This is a genomic window from Nocardioides astragali, from assembly GCF_024436375.1.
In the GTDB taxonomy this organism is placed as follows: domain Bacteria; phylum Actinomycetota; class Actinomycetes; order Propionibacteriales; family Nocardioidaceae; genus Nocardioides; species Nocardioides astragali.
Genome location: NZ_JAFMZM010000004.1, coordinates 168664 through 183794, shown reverse-complemented (window position 1 = coordinate 183794; position 15131 = coordinate 168664). Strand labels below are relative to the sequence as shown.

The following is a 15131-nucleotide window of genomic DNA, read 5'->3' as shown; positions in this document are numbered from 1 at the left end:
GGATTCGGCGGCCGACCGGGCGCGGGACAGGGGTCAGCGGGCCCCCATCAGGTGCTCGAGGGCAAGCTGGTCGAGGGCCTCCATCCCGACGCTGCGGGCAGCGAGGCCGTCCACGTCGTACGACGCGCCGCGGAGGTCGGCCAGCGACTCACCGTCGGCGAGGGTCGGCGTCCTCAGGGTCTCCACCTCGGCGGCGGTGAGCGCCGCGGCCACGTCGGGATCGGCCCGGAAGGCCTGCACCCGCTCGCGGAGGATGAGGTAGTTGCGCATGCACGACCGCGCGGAGTCCCACACGCCGTCGATGGCCTCGGCACGCGGCGGCTTGTAGTCGAAGTGGACGTAACCGTCGTAGGCCTTGCCCGCCCCCGCTCCGAGGATGGCGTCGACGGTCCAGAACGCACCACGGAGGTTGCCGGCGCCGAAGCGCAGGTCCTGGTCGAAGCGGGGACCGTGCTGGCCGTTGAGGTCGATGTGGAAGAGCTTGTCGTGCCACAGCGCCTGGCTGATGCCCTGAGCGAAGTTGAGGCCCGCCATCTCCTCGTGCCCGACCTCGGGGTTGAGCCCGACCATGGACGGCTCGTCGAGCTCGGAGATGAGGGCGAGGGCGTGGCCGATCGTGGGGAGCAGGATGTCGCCGCGCGGCTCGTTGGGCTTGGGCTCGAGGGCGAACCGGATGTCGTAGCCCTGCTCCTTGACGTAGGAGCACAGCAGGTTGAGCGACTCGGCGTAGCGGTCGAGCGCCGCCTGGACGTCCTTGGCGGCGCCGTGCTCGGCACCTTCGCGACCGCCCCAGAGGACGAACGTCTTCGCGCCCAGCGAGGCGGCCAGGTCGATGTTGCGCAGCACCTTGGCCAGGGCGTAGCGACGCACCTCACGGTTGTTGGCCGTGAGCGCGCCCTCCTTGAACACCGGGTGGCTGAACAGGTTGGTGGTCACCATCTCGACCGCAAGACCGGTCTCAGCCAGCGCCTTCTCGAAGCGCTCGAGGGTCGCGTCGCGGTCCGCCTCGTCGGGGAGCAGGTCATCGTCGTGAAAGGTGACCGCGGCGGCACCGAGCTCGGCGAGCTGGTACGTCGCCTCGACGGGGTCGAGCAACGGGCGCGAGCTCGGGCCGAACACGTCGGTGCCCTGCCACCCGACGGTCCACAGACCGAAGGAGAACTTGTCCTCTGGGGTGGGGGTGTAGTCGGTCATGTGGGGATCTCCTGCCACGAGTCGGTGTCGGAACTTGTCTCGACCGCGGCCAGGACGCGTTGCACCTGGAGGCCGTCGGCGAAGGATGGGGTGGGGTCGGTGCCGGCCGCGATGTCGCGGACCAGGTCGACCGCCTGGTGGATGAAGCTGTGCTCGTAGCCGATGATGTGGCCGGGCGGCCACCAGGCACCGACATAGGGGTGCTGCTCCTCGGTGACCATGATCCGGCGGAAGCCGGCGGTGCCGGCGTCCTCGGTGCCGTCGAAGAAGTGCAGCAGGTTCATGTCCTCGAAGTCGAAGGCCAGGCTGCCCCGGGAGCCGTTGACCTCGATGCGGATGGCGTTCTTGCGCCCGTTGGCGAACCGGGTGGCCTCGAAGACGCCCAGTGCTCCCCCGGTGAGCTCGGCGAGGAACATTGCCGCGTCGTCGACGGTGACCTTGCCCGTTCCCGTGCCGGCCTTGCCGGAGAGACCGGAGTGCTCGCTCGGCAGGGGTCGCTCGTCGACGATGGTGCACAGCCGGCCCGAGACGCGGCTGATGCTCTCGCCGGTGATGAACTGCGCCAGGTCGATGATGTGGGCTCCGATGTCACCGAGGGCGCCGGAGCCGGCCTTGTCCTTGTCGAGACGCCAGGACAGCGGTGCCTCGGGGTCGACGATCCAGTCCTGGAGGTACTGCGCACGCACGTGGTGGAGGGTGCCGATGCGCCCGTCCGCGACGAGCCGGCGGGCGAGCGCGATGGCGGGCACGCGTCGGTAGGTGAAGCCCACCATCGAGCGGACGCCGGACAGCGCTGCCTTCTCGGCGGCCCGGGTCATCGCCTCGGCCTCATCGACGGTGTTGGCCATGGGCTTCTCGCACAGGACGTGCTTGCCGGCCTCCAAGGCCGCGATGACGATCTCGGCGTGGGTGTCTCCCGGGGTGCAGACGTCAACCAGGTCGATGTCGTCCCGCTCGATCAGGGACTGCCACGAGGTCTCGGTGGAGTCCCACCCCAGGCGGGCGGCGGCGGCCTTGACGCGGGCCTCGTCCCGGCCGGCGACGGCCGTCATCCGGGGTCGCAGCGGGAGGTCGAAGAACCGGGGGGCGGTGCGCCAGGCCTGGGAGTGCGCGGCGCCCATGAAGGCGTACCCCACCATGCCGACCGACAGGTCAGGTTCGACGCCGGGGGCGTCAGGAGCGGTGGTCATCGGACCTCCTCGTGCAGGGGCGAAGGGACGGGAGCGGGCAGGCGACACCGGCCGAGAGACGGTGCCGGGTGGGTCCGCGGCGGCTCTCCGGTCCGGAGAGCCGCCGCGGGCCGGTCGGTCAGGACTCGAAGGCGGAGTCGATGTACTGGTCGACGTTGTCCGAGGTCACGACCGGGGCGTAGAGCTGGATGGTGCGGGGCACCTCGACCTCGTCGAGGTCGCTCATCGCCTTCTGCTGCAGGAGCAGCCGCGCGAGCTTGACGCCGTCGGCACCCTGGGTCGACGGGTAGATGACCGTCGCCTTGAGGACGCCGCTGTCGTCCTGGATCTCCCGCATCGCGTTGGCCGAGCCGGCGCCGCCCACCATGACGAACTCGTCACGACCGGCGTTCTCGATGGCCGCGAGCACGCCCACGCCCTGGTCGTCGTCGTGGTTCCAGAGGCCGTCGATCTTCGGAGCCGCCTGCAGGAGCTTGGCCGCCTCCTCCTCGCCGCCCTCGACGGTGAAGTCGGCCGCGACGCGGTTGGAGACCTCCAGGTCGCACTCGGCGAGGGCGTCCTCGAAGCCCTGGCTGCGGTCCTGGGTCAGCGGCAGCGAGTCGATGCCGGCGATCTCGGCGATGACGGCGTCGGGCTTGTCGCCGAACTGCTCGCACATGTACTGCCCGGCCGAGACCCCCATGCCGTAGTTGTCGCCGAGGACGGTGACGCGGGCGGCGTTGGGGTCGTCGAACTCGCGGTCGACGTTGATGACGGGGATCCCGGCCTCCATGGCCTCGAGGGCGATGGGCGTCATCGCGGCCCCGTCGAACGGCAGGAGGACGATGGCGTCAACCTCGTCGTTGATGAAGGTCTCGACCTGGCTGATCTGCAGGTTGACGTCGTTGGTGCCCTCCGCGATCTGCAGGTCGATGTCGGGGTACTGCTCGGCGAGGTCGCGGACGTTCTCGGTGATGGCGCCCATCCAGCCGTGGTCCGCCGCGGGTGCCGAGAAGCCGATGGTGACCATGTCCCCTTCCTCGTCATTGCTGCCGGCGGCGGCCACGGGGGTGGAGTCGCCACCGTCGTCGTCGGCGGCGTCCTCGGCACTGCCGGTGCAGGCGGTGAGGGCCAGGACGGCGACCGCGCCGACCACGAGGCCGGGGTAGCGGCGGCTCTGCTGCCGTTGGGTAGTGGTGCGCAGTCGCATGAGATGTGCTCCTTGGGTCTGGTTGGGTGCGGTGGTGCCGTGCCGGGCGCCCGAGCTGACCGGCCATGCGGGTGGTGCTGGTCTTGCTGTGTGGTGCGGTGTTCCCGAGTCGTGGGTGGCGGTAGCTAGGTCGTGGTTGCGCGGCGGGCCAGACGCTGCTGGAGCAGCACGGCGACGACGATGATCAGGCCCTTGGCGACCGCCTGGGTCGAGGTGTCCTGGTTGTTGAGGGTGAAGACGTTGCTCAACGTGGAGAAGATCAGGACGCCGAGGACGGTGCCGACGATGGTGCCGCGCCCGCCGGAGAGCAGGGTGCCGCCGATGACCACGGCGGCGATGGCGTCGAGCTCGTACTGGTCACCGTGCGTCGAGCTGCCGGTGGACGTGCGACCGATGAGCATCAGCGCGGCGAGGCCGCAGCAGAGCCCGACCAGGACGTAGAGCATCACCGTGTGTCGGTTGACGTTGATGCCGGCGAGGCGCGCCGCCTCGGGGTTGCCGCCGACCGCGAGGGTGCGCCGGCCGAACGTGGTGCGGTTGAGCAGCACCCAGCCGCCTGCCGAGACGAGCACGAAGATCACGACGATCAGCGGGACACCCGCGACGTCGGCGGAGAAGAAGTCCTTGAAGCCCTCGTTGCGCACGATCTGCGTACGCCGCTCGGAGATGATCTCCGCCAGCCCCCGGGCGGCGGCCAGCATGGCCAGCGTCGTGATGAACGGGACGACCTTGCCGTAGGCGATCACCACCCCGTTGACGAGACCGCACCCGGCGCCCACGGCGAGCGCGGCGAACACCATGAGGATCCAGTGCGTGTCCTCGGCCATGTTCTGCGTGGCGAAGGTCGTCGACCACACCGAGGCGAGCGCGAGGATCGCGCCGACCGACAGGTCGAAACCGCCGCCGGTGACCACGAACGTCATGCCGATGCTGACCACGCCGATGGTGGCGGCGAACCGGAGGATCGTCAGGCTGTTGTCGATGCTGGCGAACCGGTCGCCCGCGGTGATCACCCCCGCGGCGCAGATCAGCAGCAGCGCCAGGACCAGACCGATGTTGCGGCCGAAGGACCCGCTCATCAGCCCGCCGCCGGTGTCCCGTTCGGTCTCGGCGGCCGCCGTCTCGACGCGGACGGTGTCGGTGGTGGGGGCCACGGTGTTCTCGACGGCGCCCGTGTCGGGCCCCTTGTCGGCTCCCGGGCTCGTGCTCTGCTCGCTCATGCGACCTTTCCTTCCATGACCAGATCCAGGACCCGGGACTCGTCTATCTCGTCCGCCGGACCCTCGTGCACGACGCGGCCCTCGCGGACCACGAGCACCCGGTCCGCGAGCCCGAGCACTTCCTCGACCTCGCTCGACACGACGACGACTGCGACACCGGAGTCGGCCAGCGAACGGACCACGGCGTAGATCTCGGCGCGGGCACCGACGTCGACGCCGCGCGTCGGCTCGTCCAGCAGCAGCACCCGGCACTCCCGGAGCAGCCAGCGGGACAGCACGACCTTCTGCTGGTTGCCGCCCGAGAGGAGGCGTACGAGCCGGTCGACGCCTGCGGGACGTACGTCCAGCGACTCCGTGACCGTGGCCGCGCGGCGGCGCTCGTCCCGGCTGTCGAGGAAGCCGAGACGTGCGAAGCGTCCCAGCGTGGAGATGGTGATGTTGCGGTAGACGGCCTGGTCGAGCAGCAGGCCCTGGCTCTTGCGCTCCTCCGGGCAGAGGCCGACGCCGGCCTTGACCGCGGCTGGGACCGAGGCGCGCCGCAGCTCGCGCCCGTTGACCCGCACGGTCCCGGCGGAGGGTCGGCGCGCGCCGTAGAGCGTCTCGAGGATCTCCGAGCGGCCCGCGCCGACGAGTCCGGCGAGACCAACGATCTCCCCGGCCCGGACGCTCAGGTCGACTCCGGAGAAGACCCCGGGCAGCTCGAGGCCGCTCACCTCGAGGATGGGCTCGGCCGACCTCGGGACGGCCTTTCCTCGCGGCGGGAACACGTACTCGATCGAGCGCCCGGTCATCAGCTTGATCAGCTCGGACGTCGGGGTGTCCGCCACGGCGAGTCCGGTCGCGACAGTGCTGCCGTCCTTGAGCACGGTGATCCGGTCGCCGATCTGACGGATCTCCTCGAGACGGTGCGAGATGTAGACGATCGCGACGCCCTCGGCGGTGAGGTCGCGGATCACGCGGAAGAGGTTGTCGACCTCGCCCTGGTCGAGCACGGCCGACGGCTCGTCGAGGATGAGCAGGCGGGTGTCGTGGGACAGGGCACGGGCCATGCTCACGATCTGCTGGGCGGCGGGTGAGAGCCGCCCCACGGACCGGCCCGCGGGGATCTCCCGGTGGCCGAGGCGGGCGAGCAGCTCCCGTGCCCGCCGGGTGGTCTCGCCGCGCTGGCTGAAGCCGGCCGTGCTGAACTCGTGGCCGAGGAAGATGTTCTCGGCGACGCTGAGGTCGGGGACGAGGTCGAGCTCCTGGTAGATCGTGGAGATCCCGAGGTCCATGGCCGCCTGCGGGGTCGTGAGGGAGACCGGCTGGCCCTCCCAGAAGATCTCGCCCTCGTCGGGCTGGTAGCTGGCCGAGAGCACCTTGATGAGCGTCGACTTGCCGGCGCCGTTCTGGCCCAGCAGGCAGTGCACCTCGCCGGCGCGCACCTCGAGCTCGACGCCGCCCAGTGCCAGGACACCGGGGAAGCGCTTGACGATGCCGCGCATCTCCAGGAGCGGCTGGCCCGAGCGGGCGGTCGGGGTCTCTGTCATGACATCGCCTCCAGGGAGTCGGTCGCGCGGCGCACCAGCGTCGGGTCGTCGAAGACGTGCTCGATGGCAACGGCCGCAGCACCGCAGACTGCCGCCGAGAACCCGAGGGTCGAGAGGCCGATGCGGGTGCCCCCGGAGTCGGGAGCGAGCACGCCGCTGGCGAGCTCGGTCTCGACGTCGTCCTGGAACCACTCGCCGACCTCGCCGAGGTAGCCGGACAGGACGATCATCCCGGGGTTCAGGGCATTGGTGAGGGCGGCGGCACCGATGCCGACCCAGCGCCCGACCTCGTGCAGGGCGTCGAGCATGCGCTCGTCGTCGGCTGCCGCGCGGCGGTTGATCTCCTCGACCTTCGCCTCCAGGCCCAGGTCCGGGGAGCGCAGGGCGTCGCCCTCGTCGGTCGCCACCTCGATCAGCCTGCTGAGTCCGATGACGGTCTCCCAGCAGCCCGTACGCCCGCATCCGCACCGGCGACCACCGCGGTCGACGACCATGTGCCCGAACTCCCCGGCGAAGCCGAGGCGGCCCTGGAAGGGACGGCCGTCGGCGACGATGCCGCCGCCGATGCCGACCTCGCCGTGGACGACCAGGATGTCGCGCCGGTCGGGATCCCCCGGGGTGGCCTCGGCGACGGCGGCGAGGTTGGCCTCGTTGTCCACGTCGACGAGGTAGGCGGGGTCGCCCAGCTTGGTCCGCAGCAGGCCGGCGAGCTCGACGCCCTGCCATCCCAGGTTGGGTGCGACCGAGACCGTGCCGCGGTCGCGGTCGACGAGGCCGGCGACGCCGACGACGACGGAGACCGGGACCGCGCCGAGCTCGTCGAGGTCGCCCAGCGTCCCTTGCAGGAGCTCGACGAGCCTGTCGACGACCTGCTCGGGTCGCAGCCCCCGCGTGTCGACGGACGTACGCCGCTCACTCACCTTGGTGCCCGCGAGGTCGACCGCCAGCGTGCTGACGTGGTGCACGTTGATCTCGGCCCCGACCCCGAAGGCACCGCTGCCGTTGACCTCCACGATCGTGCCCGGGCGGCCCACGGCCCCCCGCTCGGCACTCCCCTCGCGGGCGAGGCCGCGGTCGATCAGCTCGCCGACCAAACTGGAGACGGTCGCCTTGTTGAGGCCCAGGTCGGCGGCCAGGCGGGCGCGGGACCGAGGACCGCCGTCACGCAGGCTGCGCAGCAGCAGGCTGAGGTTCGCGCGGCGGACGGTGCCCTGGTCGGCACCGCCGGAGCCGGCTGCCTGCCAGCTGTCGCGCACCTGCATCGGAGACCCTCGATCGTTTGCTGTGACCTGCGTCACTGATTAGTTTGATGGACCGCCAAACTAAGTCGGTGACACACGTCACGTCAAGGCCTGCTTGCAGGTTTTCTCAGACCGGCCGCTCGAGGTGCTTGTCGCGGGCGGCGGCATACCGCGCGCGCACGTGCGGGACCGGCTCGGCCTCGTAGCGCCGCGTCCCCTCCCGCTCCCAGACGGGCGGAGCATCGGCACCGGACTCGGCCCAGGCCGCCTGGCGCGCCGCGCCGTCGGCGACGTACTCCCCGGGGGGCGGCACGTCCACCGGCACGCCGAGCACCTCGGCGGCGACGGTGCGCACGGCGTCGGAGGCAGCGGCACCGCCCACGAGCAGCACCCGCGAGGGGTCGACTCCCGCCGCGACGACGGCGTCGAGGCCGTCGGCCAGGCCGCAGAAGAGGCCCTCCACGGCGGCGCGGGCCAGCATCGGACGCGTCGCCGTGGCGAGGGTGAGCCCGTGCAGCGAGCCCGTCGCGTCGGGGAGGTTGGGGGTGCGTTCGCCCTCGAGGTAGGGCACCAGGACCAGTCCGCCGGCGCCGGACGGTGCCGCCATCGCCAACGCCGACAGGGCGGCGTGGTCGACGTCCAGCAGTCGGGCGGCGGCGTCGAGGACCCGGGCAGCGTTGAGAGTTGCGACGAGCGGGAGGAACAGCCCCGTGGCATCCGCGAACCCCGCCACCGCGCCCGACGGATCCACGGTCGGCGTGCTCGTCACTGCGGTGACCACGCCCGACGTGCCGATCGAGACGACCACGTCGCCCTCGCCGGCACCCAGCCCGAGCGCGGCGGCCGCGTTGTCCCCCGCACCGGCTCCCAGGACCGTCCCGTCCCGGGTCGTGCCGGCCACGGCGCCGGGTGCCACCACGCGCGGCAGGTGCGGCACCGAGCCGAAGGCGCGCTGGAGGAGGTCGGTCCGGTAGTCCCCAGTCGCGGCGGACCAGTAGCCGGTCCCGCTGGCGTCGCTGCGGTCGGTGGTCAGGTCGGCGAGGTCGGTGCTGCCCGAGAGCCTCCACGTCAGCCAGTCGTGGGGCAGGCACACCGCCGCCGTGCGCCGGGCGTGCTCCGGCTCGTGCTCGGCCAGCCAGCGCAGCTTCGTCACGGTGAACGACGCCACGGGTACGACGCCGACGGCCTCGGCCCAGGCACGTCCGCCCGCATCGGGTCCGCCGAGCTCGTCGACCAGGTCGCGGGCCGCAGGGGCGGAACGGGTGTCGTTCCAGAGCAGGGCTGGGCGTACGACCGAGCCGCTCTCGTCGAGGCAGACCATGCCGTGCTGCTGGCCCCCGATGCTCACGGCGGCCACGTCGTCGAGCCCGCCGGCCGCCTCGACGGCCTGGTTGAGGGCCGTCCACCAGTGGTCCGGGTGGACCTCGGTGCCCTCGGGATGGGAGGCCCTCCCCTGTCGCACGAGTGCTCCGGTCGCGGCGTCGCGGACGACGACCTTGCAGGACTGGGTCGATGAGTCGATGCCGGCAACGAGTCGTGCCCCGGAATTCATGGTCGCGGATGCTAGCCCACGCACGACGAAGGACCGCACGACGAAGGGCCCGGTCGGAGACCGGGCCCTTCGTTCTGCGTTGGTACCCCCGACCGGATTTGAACCGGCGTTACCGCCGTGAGAGGGCGACGTCCTAGGCCGCTAGACGACGGGGGCTTGCAGGTGCCGCTCGACGAGCGGCGGGCGAAACTCTACCGAAGTTGGAGTGACGCACCAAATCCGAACCTGACGGCCCGGACTCGCTGGGGTACTAGGACTCGAACCTAGAACAACTGGACCAGAACCAGCCGTGTTGCCAATTACACCATACCCCATGGGGGTATCAGACCGACCTTGTGCGATCGTCCTGACCACCACGCGGTTCTTGCAGAACCGATCCCGAACGTTACACGCGCGGAGGCGGGGCCTCCAAAACGGGGTCCCCCGACGGGGGCGGCAGCATCTGCCCGATCGGCGGACCCACGTCGACCATCCCCATGACCTTCGCGAGCCACGTGGCGAGCGCGAGGTAGACCAGCGACTGGGTCAGCGTGGAGAGGATCATCCACCAGCTGCTGTCCCCCGTGGCCGTCAGCGCGGTGGTGAGGTCGCCGAAGGCGAGGGCGAGCCCGAAGGCCAGGAAGTTGTTGAGGACGTGCATCGCGATGGCGGCCTCGAGGCCGCCGGTGCGGATGACCAGGATGCCCGCCATGACTCCGAAGGCGAAGCGGTCGAAGAACACCGGTGCGTCCTGGGAGAGCCCGTGGAAGAGCGCGAAGATCAGCGCCGGTCCCAGCACGGCGAGCACCTGCGAGGCCCGCCGCGCCCACACCAGTGACCCGAAGGCCTGGGTCAGGTAGCCGCGGAAGAGGTACTCCTCGCCGGCCGCCTGGAGCGGCGTGAGCAGCAGGATCACCAGCATGAAGTCGCGCGTGCGAGAGGTGAGCTCGTTGACCTCGCCGATGGGTGCCTCGCCCGGCGCCAGTGGCAGCAGCAGGCTGACGCCCAGTGACGCCAGCAGCGCCACCACGGACAGGCCGAGGCAGACGAGGAGGTAGCGCCAGCGCAGCCTCGGACCGACCGACGACAGCCATCGCGGCTTGAGCCGGTGCAGCCACCACGTGACCGCCCACGTGAGCGGGATCGCCGCCGCGATCACGATGTTGAGCAGCGCCAGCCCCGTCGGCGTGGTCTCTGCTGTGACGTCGAGGATGGCGCCGGCCTCGGCGGAGCTGTTCCCCACCGCCAGCAGGAGCACGAACGCGATCGCGCCGAGGACCAGCGGCACGACTCCGAAGACGAGCACCAGCAGGAGCAGCGCCCCGACCAGCGAGCGCCACCAGCCGGGACGCCCGACCCGGTGCAGCTGGTGGTAGTGCGGCCGGAAGTCCGGCGCCAGCGGAGTGGTCACGACGCCCTCGTCAGGCCAGCGCGGACTGCAGGCGCGCCAGGCTTCGCTCGCGGCCCAGCAGCTCCATCGACTCGAACAGCGGCGGGCTGATGCGCTTGCCGGTGACCGCTACCCGGACGGGGCCGAAGGCCACCCGCGGCTTGAGCTCCATGCCCTCGATCAGCGCCACCCGAAGCGCCTCCTCGATGGCCGCGGTCGACCACACGTGCAGCCCCGCGAGAGCGTCGTACGCCGTCTTGACGACGCCGCGGCCGGTGTCGTCGAGCAGCTTGGCGACGTCGTCGGCGTCGCGCTCGAAGTCGGCCTCGTCGACGAACAGGAAGCCGAGCATCGCCGGTGCCTCGGCGAGCTTGTTGATCCGCTCGGCGACCAGCGGCATCGCGAGCTCGAGCAGCTGCGCGTCCGCGGCGGACACCGGGTCGCCGACCACGCCTGCGTCCTTGAGGAAGGGCAGGACGCGGTGGGTGATCTCCTCGACGGAGAGCAGGCGCATCTGCGAGGCGTTGATGGCCTCGGCCTTCTTGAGGTCGAAGCGCGCGGGGTTGGGATTGACGTCCAAGATGTCGAACTTCTCGACCATCTCGGCAAGCGTGAAGACGTCGCGGTCGGCGGCGATCGCCCAGCCCAGGAGCGCGAGGTAGTTGAGGAGGCCCTCGGCCAGGAAGCCCTGCTCGCGGTAGGCCAGGGCGTGCGCCTCCGGGTCGCGCTTGGACAGCTTCTTGTTGCCCTGACCCATGACGTAGGGCAGGTGGCCGTAGGCCGGCACCTCCTTGGCGATGCCGAGTGCGACGAGCGCCTCGAAGAGCGCCAGCTGGCGTGGGGTGCTCGAGAGCAGGTCCTCGCCGCGCAGGACGTGGGTGATCTCCATCAGCGCGTCGTCGATCGGGTTGACCAGCGTGTAGAGCGGGTCGCCGTTGGCGCGCGAGAGCGCGTAGTCGGGCACGTTCTCGGTCTCGAAGGTGATGTCGCCGCGAACGAGGTCGTTCCACGTGATCGAGCCGTCGGGCATCCGGAACCGCACGACGGCCGAGCGTCCCTCGGCCTCGAAGGCGGCCCGCTGCTCGGCGGACAGGTCCCGGCAGAAGCCGTCGTACCCCTGCATCTTCGAGCCGGAGGCTTGGCGGCGAGCAGTGACCTCGTCGTTAGTGCAGAAGCAGTCGTAGGTGTAGGACGACTCGGCCAGGCGGGCGAGCACGTCGCGGTAGATGTCGCCGCGCTCGCTCTGCTTGTAGGGACCGTGGGGTCCGCCGACCTCGATGCCCTCGTCCCAGTCGAGGCCGAGCCAGCGCCACAGCTCCAGGATCGCGTCGTAGGACTCCTGCGTGCTGCGCTCCCGGTCCGTGTCCTCCATGCGGAACACGATCGAACCGCCGTGGTGGCGCGCGAAGGCCCAGTTGAACAGGGCCGTGCGGACGAGGCCGACGTGCGGGGAGCCGGTGGGCGAGGGACAGAAACGGACGCGGACGGGCGACGACATGTGGGTGCTCAGGCTCTCTTGGCTACGGGGTTGGTCAGGGCGCCGATGCCGGCGATCGAGATCTCGACCTCGTCACCGACATGCATCGGACCGACACCCGCGGGGGTGCCGGTGAGGATCACGTCGCCGGGCAGCAGCGTCATCACGGAGGAGACGTGCGCGACCAGGCTCGGCACGTCGAAGATCATGTCGGCGGTGGTGCCGTCCTGGACGACGTCGCCGTTGAGGTAGGTCTGCACCTCGCGGCCGTCGGCGAAGTCCTGCGGGTCCAGGTCGGTCTCGATCCACGGTCCCAGTGGGCAGAAGGAGTCGAAGCCCTTGGCCCGGGTGAACTGCACGTCGGACTTCTGCAGGTCACGCGCGGTCACGTCGTTGGCGATCGTGTAGCCGAAGATCACGTCCGTGGCCTGCTCGACCGGGACGTCGCGGCAGATGCGCCCGATGACGACGGCGAGCTCGCCCTCGTAGTGGAGGTCGGAGGTCTGGGGCGGGTAGTAGATCGGGTCGCCGGGACCGATGACCGTGGTGTTGGGCTTGAGGAACATCAGCGGCTCCGCGGGCACCTCTCCGCCCATCTCGGCTGCGTGGGCGGCGTAGTTGCGGCCGATGCCGACGACCTTGCTGCGCGGGATGATCGGCGCGAGGAGTCGTACGTCGCTGAGCTTGTGCTCCTCGTCGAGGAGCTTGATCCCGACGTAGAGCGGGTCGCCGACGAGGGCCACCACGACCGAGTCCTCGGCGGGCTGGCCGAACTGGTCGACCTCCCCGGTGACGACGCCGAACCGCGGCTCCTCGCCCGTGCTGAACCGACAGATGCGCATGCGCGCGAGCCTATCGAGCGGCTGCGCGCCGCAGCGCGGCGAGGCTGGCCTCCACGTCCTCGGTCGTCGTCGACCAGTTGCTGACACTGACGCGCAGGACCGCGCGGGCGCGCCACCGGGAGCCCGTCGTCCACGCCGTGCCATCGGCGAGCATCGCATCGACCACCGCGCGGGTGCGCTCGTCGTCGCCGAAGGTCGCGCAGACCTGGGTGAACTCGACGTCGTTGAGCACCTCGGCCCCCTCGATGGCCGCGATGCCGTCGGCGAAGGTCCGCGCGTGGTCGCAGAACCCGTCGACCAGCGCCGCGACGCCGTCGCGGCCGAGCGAGCGCAGCACCGCCCAGACCGGGAACGCGCGGCCGCGGCGGCTGATCTCGGGGACCTTGTCGAACGGCTCCCCGGCGGCGTCGTGGATGAGGTAGTCGCCGTGCATGCCCATCGCCGCGCGCAGTGCTGCCCGGTCGCGGACGATCGCCAGGCCGCAGTCGTAGGGGACGTTGAGCGTCTTGTGGGCGTCCGTCGCCCAGGAGTCGGCGGCGTCCTGGCCCGCGACGAGGTAGCGCCGCGCCGGCGAGGCGGCGGCGAAGAGACCGAAGGCCCCGTCGACGTGGACCCACGCGCCTGCGTCGTGCGCCGCCGCGATGCACGCCTCGAACGGGTCGAACGCGCCGGAGTGCACGTTGCCGGCCTGGAGGCAGACGATCGTGGGGCGACCGTCGCCCGCGTCGAGGGCGGCCGCCAGGGCGGCGGGCTCGATGCGGCCCTGGTCGTCGGCCGCGACCGGCTCGGGCGAGCCGAGCCCGAGGTAGCGCAGCGCCAGGTCGATGGTGTCGTGCCGCTCGGCCCCGACGAGGACGCGTACGCCGGGTGAGTCGGTCAGTCCCTGTGCCGCGACGTCCCAGCCGTGGCGACGCAGCACCTCGTCGCGAGCCGCCGCGAGGCACGTGAAGTTGGCCATGGTCCCGCCGGTCACGAAGCCGACGGCACTGCCCGGAGGCAGGCCCAGCAGGTCCAGCAGCCACGTCTCGGTGAGGTCCTCGATCGCGGAGTGGGCGGGGGTCAGCATGCGCAGGCCGGAGTTCTGGTCCCACGCGCTCACCAGCCAGTCGACGGCGAGCGCTGCGGGGTGGGTGCCGCCGATGACGAAGCCGAAGAACCGACCGCTGGGCATCGCCGTCAGCCCCGGGCCGCAGGCCTCGGCGAGCTCGTCGACGACCGTCGCCGCATCGGTCGGACCGTCGGGAAGGACCGGGTCGAGGCGCCCGGCCACGCCCTCGGTCGTCAGGCGGGGCGGCACCGGGCGGTCGGCGAGCGAGGCGTGCCACTCGAGAGCCAGGGCGTGCGCGCGGTCGAGGCCGGCACTGCGGTCGCTGTCCATCTCGTCAGTGTCCGCTCGATCGGCTCCTGGGTCGAGCGGATGAGCCACTGGTCTGGCCCTAGACTCGGGCCAGTGAAGGTGCTTCCCGCGGCCGAGTGGCGTCCCCTGGCCGACGCCCACGCCACTCGCGTCGACGAGTTCGTCGAGCCGCACCTCGCGCGCCGGGCCGACAAGGTCAAGCACCCGGTCCACGACTTCCTCTTCACCTACTACTCCCAGCGTCCCGCGCAGCTGCGGCGGTGGCACCCCGGCTTCGGCGTTGCCCTCGAGGACGCAGCTGACTACGCCGACCTCAAGGGCTACTCCCCCGACCCCGTCGCCGTCTCGTCGTCGTACCTCGCCTCGCAGAGGCCGCTCATCACGCAGCTGCACACCCTCCTCACCGCCACCGCGGGGCGCGCACCGCAGTTCGGCTGCTTCGGCCTGCACGAGTGGGCGATGGTCCACCGGGCCTCCCAGTCCGGGTCCGGGACCCGCCACGACTGGCCGTTGCGACTGGGACAGCAGGGCACGGACGCAGTGGTCGAGTCTCACCGGATCGCCTGCTCGCACTTCGACGCCTTCCGCTTCTTCACCCCGTCGGCGCGCCCGCTCAACACCCTCCAGCCGGGTCGTGACGACCGGGCGGAGCTCGAGCAGCCGGGCTGCCTGCATGCGGGGATGGACCTCTACAAGCACGCCTTCCGGCTCACCCCGATGGTTCCCAGCGAGCTGGTCGCCGACTGCTTCGAGCTCGCCCGCGACATCCGCGTGCTCGACATGCGCGCGGCGCCGTACGACCTCGCCGACCTCGGCTTCGAGCCGGTCACGATCGAGACGGCGGAGGGCAAGGCGGCGTACGTCGAGGCGCAGCGCGGGTTCGCCGAGCGGGGCGCTCCCCTGCGGGCGAGGCTGATCGCCGAGTGCGAGCGTCTGCTCGCGTCGGCCTAGGTCGACGTCCACTCGCACCA

General features: G+C 71.2%; 12 protein-coding genes and 2 tRNA genes. 1 reads left to right on the top strand and 13 read right to left on the bottom strand.

Features of this window, described 5'->3' with window-relative positions; genetic code table 11:
• Nucleotides 1-33: 33 nt before the first annotated feature.
• The 13 genes from xylA to J3P44_RS14080 all read right to left on the bottom strand — a co-directional run bounded on the left by xylA (nucleotide 34) and on the right by J3P44_RS14080 (nucleotide 14181).
• The gene (gene xylA / locus J3P44_RS14140; RefSeq protein WP_255891077.1) at nucleotides 34-1194 is read right to left on the bottom strand and encodes a xylose isomerase; all 1161 of its coding nucleotides are present in this window, start codon (nucleotides 1192-1194) and stop codon (nucleotides 34-36) included.
• A complete protein-coding gene (locus J3P44_RS14135) occupies nucleotides 1191-2384 on the bottom strand; it encodes a Gfo/Idh/MocA family protein (RefSeq protein ID WP_255891076.1) in 1194 nt (397 codons plus the stop codon). Before J3P44_RS14135 ends, xylA begins: the two co-directional genes overlap by 4 nt.
• Before the next feature lie 118 nt (nucleotides 2385-2502).
• On the bottom strand, nucleotides 2503-3573 hold the full coding sequence (locus J3P44_RS14130; protein WP_255891075.1) for a substrate-binding domain-containing protein: 1071 nt from the start codon (nucleotides 3571-3573) through the stop codon (nucleotides 2503-2505).
• Nucleotides 3574-3698: 125 nt separating this feature from the next.
• Nucleotides 3699-4793 (bottom strand): ABC transporter permease, encoded by a 1095-nt coding sequence (locus J3P44_RS14125; protein WP_255891074.1) that lies wholly within the window; start codon nucleotides 4791-4793, stop codon nucleotides 3699-3701.
• The gene (locus tag J3P44_RS14120) at nucleotides 4790-6322 is read right to left on the bottom strand and encodes a sugar ABC transporter ATP-binding protein (RefSeq protein ID WP_255891073.1); all 1533 of its coding nucleotides are present in this window, start codon (nucleotides 6320-6322) and stop codon (nucleotides 4790-4792) included. The genes J3P44_RS14125 and J3P44_RS14120 overlap by 4 nt, the downstream gene beginning before the upstream one ends.
• Nucleotides 6319-7584, bottom strand: a complete 1266-nt coding sequence (locus J3P44_RS14115; RefSeq protein ID WP_255891071.1) for an ROK family protein — start codon at nucleotides 7582-7584, stop codon at nucleotides 6319-6321. The genes J3P44_RS14120 and J3P44_RS14115 overlap by 4 nt, the downstream gene beginning before the upstream one ends.
• A 106-nt stretch (nucleotides 7585-7690) precedes the next feature.
• Nucleotides 7691-9115, bottom strand: coding sequence for a xylulokinase (xylB, locus tag J3P44_RS14110; protein ID WP_255891070.1), 1425 nt, complete (start codon nucleotides 9113-9115; stop codon nucleotides 7691-7693).
• Nucleotides 9116-9195: 80 nt separating this feature from the next.
• A tRNA-Glu gene (locus tag J3P44_RS14105) sits at nucleotides 9196-9271 on the bottom strand.
• A gap of 86 nt (nucleotides 9272-9357) precedes the next feature.
• Nucleotides 9358-9429 (bottom strand) — tRNA-Gln (locus J3P44_RS14100).
• Between the two features lie 71 nt (nucleotides 9430-9500).
• Nucleotides 9501-10505, bottom strand: coding sequence for a CPBP family intramembrane glutamic endopeptidase (locus tag J3P44_RS14095; RefSeq protein ID WP_255891069.1), 1005 nt, complete (start codon nucleotides 10503-10505; stop codon nucleotides 9501-9503).
• A 10-nt stretch (nucleotides 10506-10515) separates the two neighbouring features.
• Nucleotides 10516-11982 carry a glutamate--tRNA ligase gene (gene gltX, locus J3P44_RS14090; RefSeq protein ID WP_255891068.1) on the bottom strand — a complete coding sequence of 489 codons (1467 nt, stop codon included), beginning with the start codon at nucleotides 11980-11982 and terminating at the stop codon, nucleotides 10516-10518.
• An 8-nt stretch (nucleotides 11983-11990) separates the two neighbouring features.
• Nucleotides 11991-12803 carry a fumarylacetoacetate hydrolase family protein gene (locus J3P44_RS14085; RefSeq protein WP_255891067.1) on the bottom strand — a complete coding sequence of 271 codons (813 nt, stop codon included), beginning with the start codon at nucleotides 12801-12803 and terminating at the stop codon, nucleotides 11991-11993.
• A gap of 10 nt (nucleotides 12804-12813) precedes the next feature.
• Nucleotides 12814-14181, bottom strand: coding sequence for a pyridoxal phosphate-dependent decarboxylase family protein (locus J3P44_RS14080; protein ID WP_255891066.1), 1368 nt, complete (start codon nucleotides 14179-14181; stop codon nucleotides 12814-12816).
• A gap of 72 nt (nucleotides 14182-14253) precedes the next feature.
• Here J3P44_RS14080 and J3P44_RS14075 point away from each other — a divergent pair, with 72 nt between their 5' ends.
• A complete protein-coding gene (locus tag J3P44_RS14075) occupies nucleotides 14254-15111 on the top strand; it encodes a 3-methyladenine DNA glycosylase (protein WP_255891065.1) in 858 nt (285 codons plus the stop codon).
• Nucleotides 15112-15131: the final 20 nt, after the last annotated feature.